General features: G+C 69.8%; 15 protein-coding genes and 1 riboswitch. Of the genes, 6 read left to right on the forward strand and 9 right to left on the reverse strand.

Features of this window, described 5'->3' with window-relative positions; translation table 11 throughout:
• The first annotated feature begins 16 nt into the window (after positions 1-16).
• From VFW66_14100 to ligD, 3 genes are read left to right on the forward strand one after another with little or no spacing between them, the layout of a single operon-like run.
• Positions 17-880: a Ku protein gene (locus VFW66_14100; protein ID HEX5387831.1), complete on the forward strand. Its 864-nt coding sequence runs from the start codon at positions 17-19 to the stop codon at positions 878-880.
• 6 nt (positions 881-886) lie between these two features.
• A complete protein-coding gene (locus VFW66_14105) occupies positions 887-1,975 on the forward strand; it encodes a hypothetical protein (GenBank protein ID HEX5387832.1) in 1,089 nt (362 codons plus the stop codon).
• Positions 1,972-3,006, forward strand: a complete 1,035-nt coding sequence (gene ligD / locus VFW66_14110) for a non-homologous end-joining DNA ligase (protein HEX5387833.1) — start codon at positions 1,972-1,974, stop codon at positions 3,004-3,006. Before VFW66_14105 ends, ligD begins: the two co-directional genes overlap by 4 nt.
• Here ligD and thiC read toward each other — a convergent pair.
• Positions 2,969-4,696 (reverse strand): phosphomethylpyrimidine synthase ThiC, encoded by a 1,728-nt coding sequence (gene thiC / locus VFW66_14115; protein ID HEX5387834.1) that lies wholly within the window; start codon positions 4,694-4,696, stop codon positions 2,969-2,971. The genes ligD and thiC overlap by 38 nt on opposite strands.
• A gap of 31 nt (positions 4,697-4,727) precedes the next feature.
• A riboswitch (TPP riboswitch) is annotated at positions 4,728-4,821 on the reverse strand.
• Between the two features lie 213 nt (positions 4,822-5,034).
• On the opposite strand from thiC, the gene VFW66_14120 reads away from it, so the two are divergent.
• Complete coding sequence (locus VFW66_14120) at positions 5,035-5,604, forward strand: hypothetical protein (protein ID HEX5387835.1); 570 nt, start codon at positions 5,035-5,037, stop codon at positions 5,602-5,604.
• On the opposite strand, the gene VFW66_14125 is transcribed toward VFW66_14120, so the two are convergent.
• Positions 5,598-7,049 carry a class I SAM-dependent methyltransferase gene (locus tag VFW66_14125; GenBank protein HEX5387836.1) on the reverse strand — a complete coding sequence of 484 codons (1,452 nt, stop codon included), beginning with the start codon at positions 7,047-7,049 and terminating at the stop codon, positions 5,598-5,600. The two genes, VFW66_14120 and VFW66_14125, sit on opposite strands and share 7 nt — an antisense overlap.
• Before the next feature lie 156 nt (positions 7,050-7,205).
• Here VFW66_14125 and VFW66_14130 point away from each other — a divergent pair, with 156 nt between their 5' ends.
• Complete coding sequence (locus VFW66_14130) at positions 7,206-7,760, forward strand: TIGR02265 family protein (GenBank protein ID HEX5387837.1); 555 nt, start codon at positions 7,206-7,208, stop codon at positions 7,758-7,760.
• Between the two features lie 30 nt (positions 7,761-7,790).
• Here the strand turns inward: VFW66_14130 and pdxH are convergent, their stop codons facing one another.
• The 7 genes from pdxH to VFW66_14165 form a co-directional block, all read right to left on the reverse strand.
• Complete coding sequence (gene pdxH, locus VFW66_14135) at positions 7,791-8,426, reverse strand: pyridoxamine 5'-phosphate oxidase (GenBank protein ID HEX5387838.1); 636 nt, start codon at positions 8,424-8,426, stop codon at positions 7,791-7,793.
• 1 nt (position 8,427) lies between these two features.
• On the reverse strand, positions 8,428-9,849 hold the full coding sequence (locus tag VFW66_14140) for a M24 family metallopeptidase (protein HEX5387839.1): 1,422 nt from the start codon (positions 9,847-9,849) through the stop codon (positions 8,428-8,430).
• Between the two features lie 47 nt (positions 9,850-9,896).
• Complete coding sequence (locus tag VFW66_14145) at positions 9,897-10,913, reverse strand: lysylphosphatidylglycerol synthase transmembrane domain-containing protein (GenBank protein HEX5387840.1); 1,017 nt, start codon at positions 10,911-10,913, stop codon at positions 9,897-9,899.
• The gene (locus tag VFW66_14150) at positions 10,903-12,216 is read right to left on the reverse strand and encodes a glycosyltransferase family 4 protein (protein HEX5387841.1); all 1,314 of its coding nucleotides are present in this window, start codon (positions 12,214-12,216) and stop codon (positions 10,903-10,905) included. The genes VFW66_14145 and VFW66_14150 overlap by 11 nt, the downstream gene beginning before the upstream one ends.
• Positions 12,176-12,706 (reverse strand): iron-sulfur cluster assembly scaffold protein, encoded by a 531-nt coding sequence (locus VFW66_14155; GenBank protein HEX5387842.1) that lies wholly within the window; start codon positions 12,704-12,706, stop codon positions 12,176-12,178. The genes VFW66_14150 and VFW66_14155 overlap by 41 nt, the downstream gene beginning before the upstream one ends.
• The gene (locus VFW66_14160) at positions 12,703-13,596 is read right to left on the reverse strand and encodes a sulfurtransferase (protein ID HEX5387843.1); all 894 of its coding nucleotides are present in this window, start codon (positions 13,594-13,596) and stop codon (positions 12,703-12,705) included. Before VFW66_14160 ends, VFW66_14155 begins: the two co-directional genes overlap by 4 nt.
• A 147-nt stretch (positions 13,597-13,743) precedes the next feature.
• Complete coding sequence (locus VFW66_14165; GenBank protein HEX5387844.1) at positions 13,744-13,890, reverse strand: lmo0937 family membrane protein; 147 nt, start codon at positions 13,888-13,890, stop codon at positions 13,744-13,746.
• A gap of 287 nt (positions 13,891-14,177) precedes the next feature.
• On the opposite strand from VFW66_14165, the gene VFW66_14170 reads away from it, so the two are divergent.
• The gene (locus VFW66_14170; protein ID HEX5387845.1) at positions 14,178-16,304 is read left to right on the forward strand and encodes a M28 family metallopeptidase; all 2,127 of its coding nucleotides are present in this window, start codon (positions 14,178-14,180) and stop codon (positions 16,302-16,304) included.
• The last annotated feature ends 19 nt before the right edge of the window (positions 16,305-16,323 follow it).

The raw sequence follows: 16,323 nt of genomic DNA on the forward strand, positions 1-16,323 counted from the left end.
AAACAGAGGAGCACCAATGGCACCCCGGGCGATCTGGAGTGGAGTTGTGAGCTTCGGGATGGTGAACATCCCGGTGAAGCTCTTCAGCGCCACCCACCCGAAGGACATCTCCTTCAACCTGCTGCATGCCACCTGCGGCACCAGGATAGAGCAGAAGCGCTGGTGCCCGACCGACGAGGTCGAGGTGCCATGGACCGAAGTCGTGCGCGGCTACCAGTACGCCAAGGGCCGTTACGTGATGCTGACCGACGAGGACTTCGAGCGGCTGCCGCTCGCGAGCAAGCACACGGTGGCGCTCTCCGCGTTCGTGCCGGCCGACGAGATCGATCCCGTCTTCCACGAGAAGAGCTACTACCTGGCACCCGACGCGCGAAGCGCGAAGGCCTACGCACTGCTCCTCAAGGCGCTGGGCGACGAGCGGCTCGTGGCCATCGGCACCATCACGTTGCGGAAGAAGGAGCAGCTCTGCGCCCTGCGTCCGCACAGCGGCACGCTCACGCTCGCCACCCTCTACTACCCTGACGAGGTCGAGCTCGAGCGCGAGGTGGACGTCGGTGAGAGCAAGCTGAGCGGGCGCGAGGTGGAGATGGCGCACGCGCTGATCGACCTGCTCCGGAAGCCGTTCGAGCCCGAGACCTACCACGACCACTACCGCGAGGCGCTCGCGGCGCTGATCGACGCCAAGCTCGAAGGCAAGGAGGAGCTGGTCACGGCGCCGCCAAGCGAGCCCAAGGTGATCGATCTGGCCGATGCGCTGGCACGGAGCGTCGCCGCAGCGCGCGCCGGGCGGCGGAGCGGCCCGTCCTCGACACGAAGGAAGCGCGCACCTGCCGCGCCTCGCCGCCGGCGCGTCCGCACGAGCGCAGAGAAGGCCGGGTGAGCGGCCGTGGCGCACTCGGCGCAGGCGGACATTCGCGACGTGCTCGCGCAACTCGCGGTCCCGAGCAACGGGATGCTGCTCGCCGTCGGGCGCCACGTGGTGCCGCTCTCGAATCTGGACAAGCCGCTCTGGCCGGGCCGGCGGCGCGCCGGCATCACGAAACGCGACCTGCTCCGTTACGTCACGCGGGTTTCACCCTGGCTGCTGCCGCATCTCGAGGCGCGGCCGGTCTTCGTCACCCGATTTCCCGACGGCATCGCGGGCGGCGCGTTCTATCAGAAGGTGTGGGAGGAGCGGCCCCGGTTCGTGAAGACGGTGGCCATCTGGTCGCGGGAGCGAGGCGCGCCGCGCGACTATCTGACCGTGGCGAACCTCGCCACGCTGCTCTGGCTCGCGCAGCAGGCCGCGCTCGAGCTGCACGTCTGGTTCTCTCGCACCTCCCCCAGGCCGGACGGGCGCCGGCTCGGCACCGATTACGCCGACTCCGAGGCGGCGCTTGATGCGTCGCGTCTCAACTACCCCGACTTCATCGTCGTGGACCTCGATTCCTATCACTACGCGGGTACCGAGCGGGGGGGCGCCGAGCCAGAGCTCAACCCCGTCGGGTTCGCCCGCGTGCGGGAGATCGCCTTCGAGGTGCGCCGCGTGGCCGAGGCGCTCGGCCTCACACCGTTCGTGAAGACATCGGGCCGCACCGGCCTCCATTGTTATCTCCCGATCGTGCGCCGCTATACGTTTGCCGAGGTCCGCGGAATGGCCGAGGTGATCGGTCAGTTCCTCATGGCACTTCGGCCCGACGACATCACCCTCGAGTGGTCGGTGCGGGCACGCACCGGCCGCGTGTTCTTCGACTTCAACCAGAACGTGCGCGGCAAGTCACTCGCGGCGGCGTATTCTCCCCGGCGCCATCCGTACGCCACCGTCTCGATGCCGCTCACCTGGTCCGAGCTGGCGCACGCGTATCCCACCGACTACACGCTCGACACCGCGCCGGAGCTCCTGGCTGAGCGGGGCGATCCGTGGGCGGGCATTCTCCACGCCAAGGAGGACCCGGCCGCGGCGTACGACGCGCTCGCCGCGGTCGAGGCCGAGTGAGCGGGGGCCGTCCAGCACCCATCGCGCCGATGCTCGCGACGCTGGCGGAACCCGCGCCGCCGCCACCGGGCTGGAGCTGCGAGCCCAAGCTCGACGGCGTGCGCTGCCTCGCGGTGGTGACCCCCGACGCGGTGCAGCTGGTCTCGCGGAACGGCCGCGCGCTGGGCGATGCCTACCCCGAGCTGGTGACCGCCATGCGCGCCGCATGTCGGGGCTCGGGGACGTTCGACGGCGAAGTCGTGGCGATCGACGAAGCGCGAGGACTCTCGAGCTTCTCGCTGCTGCAGGAACGCATGCAACTGCGCGACGCCCGGCGCGCGCTCACCAGCGGTGTGGTGGTGGAGTACTGGCTCTTCGATTGCCTGGGGTTCCGCGGCCGTGACCTCAAGCCACGCTCGCTCGTTGAGCGGCGGCACGCGCTGGAGCGGGCGGTGCGGTTCGGCGGGTCGCTCCGGCTCACCCCGCACTGGCCCGCGGAGCGCGAATTCGCCGCGCGGTATGCCGCCGTATGCCGCCGGGGCGGCGAGGGGCTCATCACCAAGCGACTCGCGAGCCCGTACCGCGCGGGCCGCTCCCGCGACTGGCTCAAGATGAAGTGCGTCCGGCGACAGGAATTTGTCGTCGGCGGATGGACCGAGCCCCGGGGCAGCCGTGAGCGCCTGGGCGCGCTGCTCGTGGGCTATTTCGACGGCTCGGGCGCGCTCCGGTACGCCGGCAAGGTGGGCACCGGCTTCGATCGGGAGATGCTCGAGCTTCTCGCGGCGCTCCTCGCGCCGCTTGCCCGCCGGACTTCGCCCTTCGCCGGCGGCGCTGCGCCCGATGAGCCGGCGGTGCACTGGGTGCGACCGGCGCTCGTCGCCGAGATCGCCTTCGCGGAATGGACGCACGAGGGACACCTGCGCCATCCGCGGTTCGTTGGACTGCGGCACGACAAGGCGGCGAGCGCCGTGCGGCGGGAAGACCATCGAGCGACCGTCAGCCGCCCCGCCACGCTCACGCGCGCACGTACACCTCGCCGCCGCGCTCTCTGAACTCCGCCGCCTTCTCGGCCATGCCCTGCTCCGCCTGGCGCCGCGCCTCGTCGCGCAGGTCCTGGCTGATCCGCATCGAGCAGAACTTGGGGCCGCACATCGAGCAGAAGTGCGCGAGCTTGGCGCCGTCGGCCGGCAGCGTCTCGTCGTGGAAGGCGCGCGCGGTGACCGGGTCGAGCGAAAGATTGAACTGATCCTCCCACCGGAAATCGAAGCGCGCGCGCGAGAGCGCGTCGTCCCAGGCGCGGGCGCGCGGGTGTCCCTTGGCGAGATCGGCGGCGTGCGCGGCGATCTTGTACGCGATCACGCCCGCCTTCACGTCGTCGCGATCCGGCAGGCCCAGGTGCTCCTTCGGTGTCACGTAGCAGAGCATCGCCGTGCCGAACCAGCCGATCATCGCGGCGCCGATGGCGCTCGTGATGTGGTCGTACCCCGGCGCGATGTCGGTCGTGAGCGGGCCCAGCGTGTAGAACGGCGCCTCGTCGCACCAGGCGAGCTGCTTCTCCATATTCTCGCGGATGAGGTGCATGGGGACGTGACCCGGTCCCTCGTTCATCACCTGCACGTCGTACTCCCACGCGATCCGGGTGAGCTCGCCCTGGGTCTCGAGCTCGGCGAACTGCGCCGCGTCGTTCGCGTCGGCGATGCTGCCCGGCCGGAGCCCGTCGCCCAGCGAAAAGGCGACGTCGTAGGCCGCCATGATCGCGCAGATCTCGCGGAAGCGCGTGTAGAGGAAGTTCTCCTGATGGTGCGCGAGGCACCACTTGGCGAGAATCGACCCGCCGCGCGAGACGATGCCGGTGACGCGGTCGGCGGTGAGCGGCACGTACCGGAGCAACACGCCGGCGTGCACCGTGAAATAGTCCACGCCCTGCTCGCATTGCTCGATCAGCGTGTCCCGGTACACGTCCCATGTCAGGTCCTCCGCCACACCGCCCACCTTTTCCAGCGCCTGATAGATCGGCACCGTCCCGATCGGCACCGCGGAGTTGCGGATGATCCACTCGCGGGTCTCGTGGATGTGCTTGCCGGTCGAGAGATCCATCACCGTGTCGGCGCCCCAGAGCGTGGCCCAGCGGAGCTTCTCGACCTCCTCCTCGATGGACGAGCTGACTGCCGAGTTGCCGATATTGGCGTTGATCTTGACGTGGAACGCGCGGCCGATCGCCATCGGCTCGAGCTCGGGGTGGTTGACGTTCGCCGGGATGATCGCGCGGCCGCGCGCCACCTCGCTCCGCACCAGCTCAGCGCTCATTCCCTCACGCAGCGCCACGAATTCCATCTCCGGAGTAATCTCTCCGGCACGGGCATAGTGGAGCTGGGTGACGCAGCTCCGGCCGCGGAGGACGGACAGGCGCACAGGCGGTCGGGCGGACAGGTCGGGCCGTTCAGCGGTCGCACGTTCACTTCTGCCCGCCGGTCCGCCCGTCCGCCTGTGCGCCCGTTCCACATCTCTCCCCGCAATCCATTCCCCCCTCACCCCCGGTAACCCCTCGCGCACGTCGGACCCCTGCGGCCCGCTGGTGTCGTACACCCGGAGGGGCGGTTCGCCACCGGAGAGCGCGATCTCGCGCATCGGCACCCGCACGCCGCGGCTGCCGTCGAGATAGATCTTGGTCGAGTTGGGAAACGCCTCCGCGAAGGACGGGGCGGCGGCGGGAAGAGCCGGGTCGGACAGCATCGTGGCCATTGCTCGCGCTCCAATGAACGGCGGGACGCGCGGCCGAGCCGAGCCGCGCTCCCTTCGCCGGTATGAGCCGGATCAGGTTCCAAGGGTGCGGTCTCAACCGGCGCACGATGCTCCCGGCGGGAGCGATCGGGCCGATACCCCTGGCGGCTGTTGCAACGTACGGCGCTCGGCCGAACCGGTCAATCGGATTCGCGGCGCTCTCCGGTGCCACGCCACGACATAGCGTACCGAAGTGACCGGGCACGCGATATGCCCGCGCGACGGGTCACCATCTCCCTCATCCGCCGCCGGACCCCCGCCGCGTGGCGAGCCGCCGCGACACACGGCAAGGCAGGAGCATGAGGACTCCGAGATCGGGGCACGTACGTGCCGCCATCATCCCAGCCATCGCGCTCGCTGCGGCACTCACGACGGCGGCCCCCACCCGCGCCGCGGCCACGCAGCGGCTGATGGATGCCGTGCAGGTCCCAACCGATACGTTGCGCGACGTCGCCGTGGCTGGCTTCGAGCACGGTCGCCCCGTCATCTACTACAATCCGACTCTCATGAGCCGCGTCGGGCCGCAGCTCGCGGATTTCTTCTTCGCGCACGAGTACGGGCATCTCTTCTACGGGCATACCGGCGCGGCTCTCACCGACGCCGTCGGCGACCTGGGCGATCTGCGCCGGCACCAGGAGCTCGCCGCGGACTGCTACGCCGCGCGCGCGCTCTCGCTCACCGATGCCGCGGCGGTCGAAGCCGCCGTCAGGTTCTTCAGCCGGATGGGACCGTTCCGATTCGACAACCTGCACCCGAGCGGCGCCCAGCGAGCCGCCCGGATCCTCGCCTGCCTACCGGTCGACGCGCCGCTGGCCGGCGCGTCGGCGGCGAACATCGTCGTAACGACCGGAGGGTCCCCGGCTCAGTGAACCAGCCGGGGTGAATCGCGGTAGAGATCGCTGCGGTTGAGAGGGAGGGGACAGCCGCCCTGGCCGTCCGGCTTGGCAAAGAGTAGCTGCACCAGTCCGATCCGGGCGGCGGCAAATGCACGCGCCGAACCCGCCATGTAGAGCTTCCACACCCGATAGGTGGGCTCACCCACCAGCTCGCGCGCCTCGGCCGCGTGCGCTTCGAGCCGGCGCACCCACTGCCGGAGCGTGAGGGCGTAGTGCTCGCGCAGGCTCTCGCCGTCGCGCAGCTCGAACCCGGCCTCCTCGCCGCAGTGCACCGCCAGCGCGGCGGGCACCAGCTCGCCGCCGGGAAAGACGTAACGCTCGATGAAGCGCCCGGGATGCCAGAGCAGGCGCGCGGCGCCGTGCACCATGGGCCTCGCACCGCGCGGCGCGAGCTGGACGATGCCGTGATTGAGGAAGAGCCCGCCCGGCCGAGTGAGCCGGAACGCCTCCGCGAAGTAGGTGGGAAGCATGCGCCGGCCCACATGCTCGAACATGCCGACGCTGGCCACCTTGTCGAATGCGCCGGCGAGCGGCTCCGTGCTCACCGGTTCGGCACTGAGCGGCTCCGCGGTGGGACCGCCCGAGGCTAGCTCCCGATAGTCGCATACGGCCACCCGGCAACGACCCGCGAGTCCGGCGGCGGCGATGGCCTTGCCGGCGTAGGCCGCCTGCTGGCGGCTGAGGGTGATCCCGAGCGCGTTTACCCCATAACGCTCGGCGGCGTGCATGACGAGCGCGCCCCAGCCGCAACCGATGTCGAGGAACCGCTCGCCGGGTGCGAGGCGCAGCTTGCGGCAGATGTGATCGAGCTTGGCCTCCTGCGCCGCGTCGATGTCCTCGGCGCCGGTGGGGAAATAGCCGCAGGAGTACACCATCCGGCGGTCCAGCCATAGCCGGTAGAAGTCGTTGCCCACGTCATAGTGGAAGCGCACCGCCGCGCGATCGGTCTTCGGCGCGTGCAACCGCGCGCGGCGCGCCGCGAAGTGCCGCGCCCCCGCTCCTTCCCGGGGCTCTGCTGTCCGCGGCAGCGCGAGCAGGCGAGCCAGGAGCCGCGCGCATGCGCCCGGCGAGCCCAGGCGGCTCGCGAGCCGGTCGGCCAGCGCGGTGGCCCGCTCCAGATCGCCTTCGACGTCGATGTCGCCCCGCAGGTACGCTCGGGCCGCTCTGGTTTCGCTCGGCGGGAGGAGCATCCGCCTGAGCGCCGCCGGATGGTTGAAGACCAGCGTGAAGCGCGGCTTCCCGGCGGTGCCGGGGCGATCCACCGTTCCATCCCAGAGCCGCACCGCGAAGTCCCGCTCGCCGGGAGGCCCGAACAGCGAGGTCAGGATCGCGCGCGCGGCCCGCGCCGCCGGACCGCCGCGCGGAGGCGATGCTCGAGGCTTGCGAAATTCGAGTACTGTGGAGTGCGACGTGCCCACCGCTCTGTCCTCAGTAGAACATTGAACTTGGGTACGTTTCGCTGCGCGGGGCGCGAGCGCCGTGATCCAGATCGCATCCGGCATCATCGGTGCTGACCCTGGTCGGTCCGGCGCCCCGGCTATCTTCCGGCAAGCCCTCCCATAAGGTACGGTCCCATGCAGCAGATCAAGGGCGCGGTCCTCAAATCACGGATCGCGTTCGTCGAGGAGCACTTCGGCAAGTCGGGCGTACAACGGGTGATCGAGAGCCTCGCGCCCGAAGACCAGCGCCCGCTCCGCATGGTGTTCACTTCGAACTGGTATCCATTCGAGTTGGGCAAGCGGCTCGACGATGCCATCGTCCGCGTGCTCGGCGAAGGCCGGCCCGAGTTCTTCGAGCGCCTGGGCGCGGCGTCGGCCGAGAAGAATCTGGGCTCGTTGCACAGCGGCTATCTGTCGCCCGGCGATCCTCAGGCGTTTCTGGCCAAGGCCCCGGCCATCTACGCACTCTACTATGAGACCGGCCGCCGCGAATACCAGCCCACCGGCGAGAAGTCGGGGGTCCTCACCACGCGCGATGCCGAAACCTTCAGCGCGCCCGATTGCCTCACCGTCATCGGTTGGTACAAGCGGGCGCTCGAGATGTGCGGCGCGCGCGGCGTGAACGTTACCGAAGAGGAGTGCCGGGCCAGGGGCGGTGCCGTGTGCCGCTACCGCATCTCCTGGCAGTGAGCCGGTCCGGCATTTTCACAGCGCGTCCCATCAAGGCGAGAGCCGCTCTGTCAGCCAACCGCCGCCGGTGCGTGTGTAGTTGATCCGGTCGTGCAGCCGGTTTTCCCGCCCCTGCCAGAACTCCACGCGATCGGGTACCACGACGAAGCCACCCCAATAAGGTGGCAGCGGAACGTCGTCGCCGGGGTACCGGGCGTCCAGCTCGCGCACCCGCGCTTCCAGCGCCGCGCGGCTCTCCACGCACTCGCTCTGATGCGACGCCCAGGCACTCAACCTGCTGGCGCGCGGCCGGCTGCGGAAGTAAGCGTCGCTCGCGGCCGCAGGCGCCCGCCCGACCGACCCGGCGATCCGCACCTGCCGCTCGAGCTCCCTCCAGTAGAACACCAGTGCCGCGCGCGGGTTGGCCGCGAGCTCGCGCCCCTTCTGGCTTCGGTAGTCGGTGAAAAACGTGAACCCACCCTGGTCGAAGCCCTTGAGAAGGACGACCCGCGCGGACGGCGTCCCGTCGGGCGTCGCGGTGGCGAGCACCATGGCGTTCGCATCGCCCAGCTCGGCGCGCCGGGCATCCTCGAACCACCTGCCGAACTGGGTATACGGGTCGGCGGCGACATCGCCCTCGTCGAGCCGCGCGCGGGCGTAGTCGCGCCGGATGTCCCCGATCGACACCTCAATGCACCAGGCGGAGGCTCGTCTGCCGCTGATACGCCCAACGCGGCGTGCCGTCGGGGGCCATCACCATGTCCTCCTCCTGCGCCATCCGCACCGGCTGGTCCTGCCACTCGGCCACGGGCGTCGTAGACTGCAGCTCGATCGAGAACCACATGTTGGGGATGACCTTGTGGTCGCCGCGGCCGGGCACGCCCTCCTGGTAGTCCCAGAGCCCGATGAGCGGGCCCGCCCCGTGGCCGTTGAGGCCGATCGGATGCGAGTAGATCGTGCCGTCGATGCCGTCCGCGGCCATCCGCGCGCGGGCCGACATCAGGATCTCGTTGCCGGTCCGCCCCGGACGGATCTCTTCCATCATGATGTCCTGCATTCGATTGGAGCGGGCGAGCGCCTGCTTGAGGCCCGCGGGCGCGTCGGTCTCACCATCCTTGAGGACGTAGGCCAGATGCTGGACGTCGGTGTTGAGCCGGAGCGCGGTGATCCCCACGTCGCAGTGGAGGACGTCTCCCCGCTCGATCACCGGGTCCTCGCCCAACGACTCGGCGGTGACGCCCGCGCGCTGCACGTCGACCGTCGGCTGGAACCAGGTGCCCAAGCCAAGGTCGTTCACCCGCTGGCGGAAATACCATTGGAGGTCGCTCACGCGCGTGACCCCGGGTCGGATCGTCTGCGCGGAGAACATGCTGTCGATCACGGCCCAGGTGAGCTTGGCAAGGTCGTTGTAGGCGCGCTGCTCGTCAGGCAGCCGCGCGGCGATGAGGTCCACCGGCAGCGCCTCGGCTCGCTTGAAGCGGCGCGCCCACTTGGCGCCGAGCGCCTTTCGCATGCCCTCGTACTCGCCGGCGGAGAGCCCGTCGGCAAAGGCGAACGTCCTGGAGATGTCGATGCCGATGGCCCTCGGGTGCCGGGCGTCGACCACCTCCTTCAGCACCTGCCACTGCTGGTCGCCCCAGAGCTCCGCCTGCCGGCCACCCACGGCCGCCGTCACCTGCTTGGTCGAGCGCATCGCCTGGTACAGGCCACCCTGCGAGCTGCCGCCCAGGGCAATGCGCTCGACACCCTGCGCGGGGCCGCGGTCATAGAACACGTAGATAGTGCGGCGGCGCGCCGCGAACGTGGTGGGGGATACGAGAGAGCTGAACACCGGGTCCTCGTTGTACTCCCGCATCGGGACCACCCACATGTCGATTCCTTCGCGCCGCATGAGCTTGGGGAGAATGCTGTCGAGCCGTTCGGCGAGCCAGCGCTGCTGCCGCTCCGCCTGCTCGCGGAGCGTGCCGAAGGGACGGATGGAATCGGGAGCCGGATCGGCCGACTGAGCCGCCACGGACTGGGGCGGCACCGCGGCGACCATGGCCGCGAGAAGTGCGGCTCGGAGCGCGGCGCGCCCCCGTGGAGCAGAGGAGAATCGTGACGTAGGCATGGTGGACCAAGAATAACGCGCCCGGGGCGCGGCCGTCAGACGCGCACTCAATCACCCGATGGCTGGAGGGAGAGAAAGCTGCGGGCCTCGAGTAGCCCGCCCGCGGTGGCGGCGATCAGGTCGCGCCCGAACATGAGCAGCCCAAGCGCCACCGCCGTGGACGCCGCGATGCCGTAGGGCCCGAGCACCGCAATGAGGCTGCCCTCCCGCACGCCGAGGCCGCCGAGGCTCACCGGCAGCATGGCGACCACCACGAGCACGCTCCGCACCCAGCCCGCGCTCGCGAAGCTCAAGCTCAGCCCAAGCGCGCGGGCAAAGAAGTAGAAGGTCAGGATTCCGGTGAGATGCCGCGCCGCGCAGAGCCCCGCCACGCGCGCGATAAATCGCGCCGGCACGGCGTCGAACCGCGCCGCGGCATCGAGAACCGTCCCGATGCGCCCGTTGAACCGCGGGGAGAGCATTGCGCCGAGGCGCCCCGTGGCGAGCCGGCGCCGGATCCAGTCGCCGACGGCTCGATGGGCGAGGGCGCGTTGTGCCAGCACGAGGGCCGCGAGCAGCCCGCCGAAGAGCCACGGCACCGCGCGCGTCCCCGCCGCGCGGTCGTCGAGCAGCCAGAACACGGCGCCGGCGGCCAGCACCAGTGACGAGTCCACGAATCGGTTGTACAACACCGCGGCAAGCGCCTCGACCGGACGTCCCTCGGCCCGCGCGAGCTTGTACCACCGTACCGCACCGCCGGCCAGGTAGCCGGGCAGGAAGAGATTGTAGAAGCTGGTCGCGAGATTCAGCGCAACGAGCTCGCCCACCGTCATCTGCAATCCCTGCCGCTCTATCACCGTCCGTATCTGCAGGGCCGCAAGGCCCACCGAGACGGGGAGGAGCGCCACGCCGCCTGCGATCCAGGCCCAGTCCACGTGGGCGAGCGCCTGGCTCAGCGACCCGAACGAGATGTTGCTGAGTATGAACCAGAGGAGCGCGAAGGAAAGCAGGAGCTTGATCGACCAGCGGACCGACGGCGAGATGCGCATGGAGATGGCGGCGCCGGGGGCGCGCTCAGACGGCAACGCCTGCCGCCTCCGGCACGCCCGGAGGGGCGCCGATCACGTCCTGATAGACCTCCGTGTACCGCCGAGCGACGGCTGCCCAACTGAAGCGCTGCTCCAATCGGCGCCGGGCCGCGGCCCCGAGCGCGCGGCACGCCGAGGGGTCCGCCATGAGAGGCACGAGCGCCGCGCGCAAGGCCGCCGGATCGCCCGGCGGCACCAGCACGCCCGCGTCGCCGACCACCTCGTCGCAGCCGGTGCCGCGCGTGGTGACGATGGCGGCGCCGGCCGCCATCGCCTCGAGCAACACGATCGGAAAGTTCTCCATTTCGGAGGGCAGCACGAAAATGGAGGCCGTCTCATAGAGCTCAGCCAGCATCGCCGAGCCGGGCTCGAGCCAGCCGTGGAAGTTGACCGGCACCGCGAGCCGCTCCGAGAGGGCCCTGAGCTCGGGCTGGTACGGCCCCGCCCCTACCACGTGGAGCTCGTGATCGTGGGTGACGCCCGCGAGCGCGCGAATGAGATTCTGCACCCCCTTCCGCTCGAAGAGGCGGGACACGACGAGGATACGCCGGAGCCGCGGGCGGTCGGCCCGATAGCGCGCGGGTGCAATGCCGTTCGGGATGAGCACGGTCCGCGCGGCGGGAGCGGCCCGGTCAATGAGGCGCGTCAGGTTGTGGCTCGGCGAAATCAGCAGCTCGGCGCCACGCACCACGCGGCGCCAGAGGGGCGCGAGCACCCGGTGCATCGCGCGGAACCGGTCGGGATTGAACCCCGGCACGTCCGAGCCATGCGCGGTGATGACATACGGCAGCCCGGTAAGATGCGCGAGCGCCAGGGCGAGCACGCCGTCGGGGAAGATGAAGTGAGCGTGGATCAGGTCATAGCGCCGCGTTTGCGCCAGACCACGCGCCCTTCGTAACGCCGGCATCAGATACACGGCCATTTCGCCCGGCGAGCAGATCGACGCCGAGCGCCGGAAGCACCGCACCCGGTGCACCTCGATGCCGTCCACCGTTTCCCGCCGCGGAAGTTCCTGGAACGCCATGGTCACGAGATCCACCGCGTGCCCGGCGCGCGCCAGCTGCCCGGCGAGACCGGCCACAACCCGAGAGCCACCGCCCCCAATGGGCGGGAACTCGTAGCTCAGCGTGAGGATTCGCATCATGCGCCGGTTCGGCCCATGCCGCGGCAGGGGGCACAACCAAACTGACAGCTTCTTGTACGCCGGGACTTCTCGAGGACCAACCGTCAGCAATATCCGGGCACGGGCAGGCTCGTGTCTATGCGTTGGCCCCGCCAACCCCCTTCTGGTCTTCCGCATCGGCGCCGAAGACGAGCCCCTGATCGGCGCGAGCGTTGACCAGCGCGGCCTGCAGCTCCCGGATTTCCTCGTCGCTTCGGCCCGCCGCGCGAAGCCGGCGATAGCTCTGGATGCTCCGGGCCGCCATCTTGAGCGTGCCGAGCGCGAGCGTGGCGCAGCGTTCGCGAAAGCCGACCACCTCGCGGCCGAGCTGGTCGATCATCCGGTCGTAGGAGTAGTCGAGCACCTCGTCGAGCGTCGGATGCGTGCGGTTCACCCGCTCCGCGAGGATCGACGCCGCCGCCTGGCTGATGGTGCACCCCTCGCCCTCGAAGCGCACCGCCTCGATCCGGTCCGACCCCGGTTCGGTGCGTACGTGCATCGTCACCAGATCGCCGCAGCCGGGGTTGCCGCCGGGCATCGTGACGTCCGCCCCCTCCAGCGCGCCCTTGTGGCGCGGCCGCTTGTAGTGGTCGACCAGGACCTGGATCTGGGTCTCGCGATCGATCACGGCTTCTCGATCGGCGCCCGCACGGCATTGCCCCACTCCGTCCACGAGCCGTCGTAGTTTCGCACGCGATCAAAGCCGAGGAGGTACGTGAGCGCGAACCAGGTATGCGATGACCGCTCTCCGATCCGGCAGTACACGACCGTGTCGGCGTCGCGCTTGAGACCGTTCTCCTGCTCGTAGATCGTGCGCAGCTCGCTCGCCGGGCGAAACGTGTGGGTCTCGGGGCTCACCGCGCGCCCCCACGGGATGCTCCGCGCCCCCGGAATGTGGCCGCCGCGGAGCGTGCCCTCGTTCGGATAGTCGGGCATGTGGAGCCGCTCGCCGCGGTACTCCTCGGGGCTCCGCACGTCCACCATCGGCCGCCCCGCGCGCATGTGCGCCAACACCTCCTCGCGGAAGGCGCGGAGCCCGGCGTCGTTCCGCTCGCCCACGGTGATGTCGCCCGGCGGGTATGTCGGCGCGTCCGTGGTGAGCGGGCGCCCCTCCTGGATCCACCGGAGCCGCCCGCCGTCCATGAGCCGCAGGTTTTCGAGTCCAAAGAGGCGCAGCACCCAGAAGGTGTATGTCGCCCACCAGTTGTTCTTGTCACCGTAGAGCACGATCGTCGTGTCGCGGCTCACACCCTTGGACCGGAGCAGCGCCTGGAGGCGCTCACGGCCGACGTAATCCCGCTGGAGCGGGTCGTTGAGGTCCGCCACCCAATCGACCTTCACCGCGCCCGGGATGTGGCCGGTCTCGTACAGCAGTACGTCTTCATCGGACTCGATCAGGCGTACCTTCGGATCGGACAGATGCTCGGCCACCCACGCCGTCGAAACCAGCACCTCGGGGTGTGCATAGCCGCGCCGGTCGATGGGCATCACGTCGGGGACCGCTTGTTCCTGCGCCATGGTCGCCTCCTTTCGTCGACCCAAATTGCGAGCAACATTATCGGATTGCAAGCGAGGCGGAGACGATTCGGACAGCCCGGCGCGCGCATGTGCCAAGGGGCGGCCCGATCGGACCGCCCCTCGCGTCGCCAGTTCGCTTCCGGGTACCTATACCGCTCGACGCCCGGTGACGAGATAATACACGAACGCGATGATGGCGAGGATCAGCAGGATGTGGATCAAGCCGCCGGCAATATGAAAGATGCCGAAGCCAAGAATCCACAGGATCAGCAGAATCACCGCAAGCCAAAGCATAGGTCACTCCTTCGAGCGAATCTTGGGAGCCGCTTCCGAGCCACCAGGATACCGCCGCTCGCCGTGGCCGTCTGTGACCCCAATTACGCGGGGCGAGATGGCGCCGGCCCACCAGGGAGCTTCGCATGCCCACCAGCGCTCGGCCGGCCCTCCGTTGTGTGCTCGTGACAGCCCTCCTCGCAGCCCCCTCGAGGGGACCGCAACCGCTGCCGGGTTTCAGTCCGAAGCGAGCGGCGGCGGAGCGGCAGTGGGAGACCCGGCTCCGCGCCATTCCAAGTCCCGACAGCATGCGCGCCTATACCCGCCACCTCGCCGCTCGGCCGCACCACCTGGGCTCGCCATACGACAAGGCCAACGCCGAGTGGATCCGCGACCGCCTGGCCTCGTGGGGATGGGATACCTCGATCGAGCAGTTCGATGTGCTCTTCCCGACGCCCAAGGAGCGGGTGGTCGAGCTCCTCGCTCCAACCCGCTTCCGCGCCCGGCTGGAGGAGCCCACGGTGCCGGGCGACCCCACCTCGGGGCAGAAGTCCGAGCAGCTCCCGACCTATAACGCCTACTCGATCGACGGGGACGTCACGGCACCGCTGGTGTACGTCAACTACGGCATTCCGTCCGATTACGATCGGCTCGAGCGCCTCGGCGTATCCGTGAAGGGCGCCATCGTGATCGCGCGCTACGGCGGGTCGTGGCGCGGCATCAAGCCCAAGGTGGCCGCCGAGCACGGCGCTGTGGGCTGCCTCATTTACTCCGATCCGCGCAACGACGGCTACTTCATGGGCGACGCCTTCCCCGGCGGCCCGATGCGCCCCAGAGGGGGCGTGCAGCGGGGCAGCGTCGCCGACATGCCGCTCTACTCGGGAGACCCGCTCACACCCGGCGTCGGCGCTACGCCGGACGCCAAGCGGCTACCGCTCTCGGAGGCACGGACGCTCACCAAGATCCCCGTGCTGCCGATCTCCTACGGCGACGCCGAGCCGCTGCTCGCCGCCATCGGCGGCCCGCTGGCGCCAGCGGAGTGGCGCGGAGCGCTGCCGCTGACCTATCACGTGGGCCCGGGGCCCGCGCGGGTGCACCTCCGGGTGAAGAGCGACTGGCGGGTTCGGCCCATCTACGACGTGATCGCGCGGATCGCCGGCGCCGAGGCGCCCGACGAGTGGATCGTGCGCGGCAACCATCACGACGCGTGGGTGAACGGCGCGGTGGATCCGATCTCCGGCCAGGTGGCGCTCCTGGAAGAGGCGCGCGCCCTGGGCGAGATGGTGCGGCAGGGGTGGCGGCCCCGCCGGACGGTCATTTATGCGGCATGGGATGGCGAAGAGCCGGGCCTGCTCGGCTCGACCGAATGGGTGGAGACCCATGCGGACGAGCTGACCCGGCACGCCGCGGTGTATCTCAACACTGACGAAAGCGGGCGTGGCTTCCTCCAGATGAACGGCTCGCATTCGCTGGAGGCGTTCATCAACGGCGTGGCGCGCGACGTCATGGACCCGGAGACCGGGTTCACCGTGTGGCGGCGCGCGCAGCTCCACCAAATCGCGACCACCTCGGGTGCCGAGCGCCGCGAGGCGCGGGACCGGCAGGACCTCCGTATCAACGCCCTCGGCTCGGGCTCCGACTACACACCTTTCCTCCAGCACCTGGGCATCGCGTCGCTCGACCTCGAGTTCGGCGGCGAGGGTGCCGGCTCCGGCGGCGTGTACCACTCGATCTACGACGATCCGTATTGGGTGGACCACTTCGGCGACTCGTCCAAGGTGTACGGCCGGGCGCTGGCGCAGACCGTCGGCACGGCGGTGATGCGGCTCGCGAGCGCCGAGGTGCTGCCGTTCCGCTTCGGCGGGTTGGCCGACGCAATCTCGAAGTACCGGACCGAGGTAGAGCAGTTGCTGAGCGCGCGGCAGGACTCGGCGCGCGAATTGAACCGCGAGCTGGCGGAGAGCGTCTTCGTCGCCGAATCCGATCCGCGCGCCCCGGAGGCGCCCCCGCCGGCCGAGCCGGTGCCGCCTTTCCTCAATTTCGCGCCGCTGGAGAACGGGCTCGACCAACTGGAGGCGAGCGCACAGGACTACGACTCGCTGCTGGCGCGGCTCGATTCAAGTCAACTGGCCGCACCGGACTCGGCCACCCGGACCGCCGCGTTGGCGGCCGTCAACGCGAGGCTCATGGCCACCGAACGCGCGCTCACGAGCGACGAGGGGCTGCCGGGCCGCCCGTGGTTCCGGCACCAGATCTACGCGCCGGGGTTCTACACCGGCTACGGCGTCAAGACACTGCCAGGCATTCGCGAGGCCATCGAACAGCGCCGTTGGCAGGAGGCCGACGAGCAGGTGGCGCGCATGAAGGACGTGCTCGCCGCCGAGGCGGCAGCCATCGATTCTGCGGCGGCGGCGCTCGGGCGATTGGCGCAGTAGCGCCACGCACGGCCGTAGC

The organism is Gemmatimonadales bacterium (assembly GCA_036279355.1).
Classification (GTDB): Bacteria; Gemmatimonadota; Gemmatimonadetes; order Gemmatimonadales; family GWC2-71-9; genus DASQPE01.

Coding starts and splice junctions, on each gene's coding strand:
- VFW66_14100 (HEX5387831.1), top strand. CDS start 17: ATGGCACCCCGGGCGATCTGGAGTGGAGTTGTGAGCTTCGGGATGGTG.
- thiC (HEX5387834.1), bottom strand. CDS start 4,696: ATGGCCACGATGCTGTCCGACCCGGCTCTTCCCGCCGCCGCCCCGTCC.
- VFW66_14120 (HEX5387835.1), top strand. CDS start 5,035: ATGAGGACTCCGAGATCGGGGCACGTACGTGCCGCCATCATCCCAGCC.
- VFW66_14130 (HEX5387837.1), top strand. CDS start 7,206: ATGCAGCAGATCAAGGGCGCGGTCCTCAAATCACGGATCGCGTTCGTC.
- VFW66_14140 (HEX5387839.1), bottom strand. CDS start 9,849: ATGCCTACGTCACGATTCTCCTCTGCTCCACGGGGGCGCGCCGCGCTC.
- VFW66_14150 (HEX5387841.1), bottom strand. CDS start 12,216: ATGCGGAAGACCAGAAGGGGGTTGGCGGGGCCAACGCATAGACACGAG.
- VFW66_14160 (HEX5387843.1), bottom strand. CDS start 13,596: ATGGCGCAGGAACAAGCGGTCCCCGACGTGATGCCCATCGACCGGCGC.
- VFW66_14165 (HEX5387844.1), bottom strand. CDS start 13,890: ATGCTTTGGCTTGCGGTGATTCTGCTGATCCTGTGGATTCTTGGCTTC.
- VFW66_14170 (HEX5387845.1), top strand. CDS start 14,178: ATGCGCGCCTATACCCGCCACCTCGCCGCTCGGCCGCACCACCTGGGC.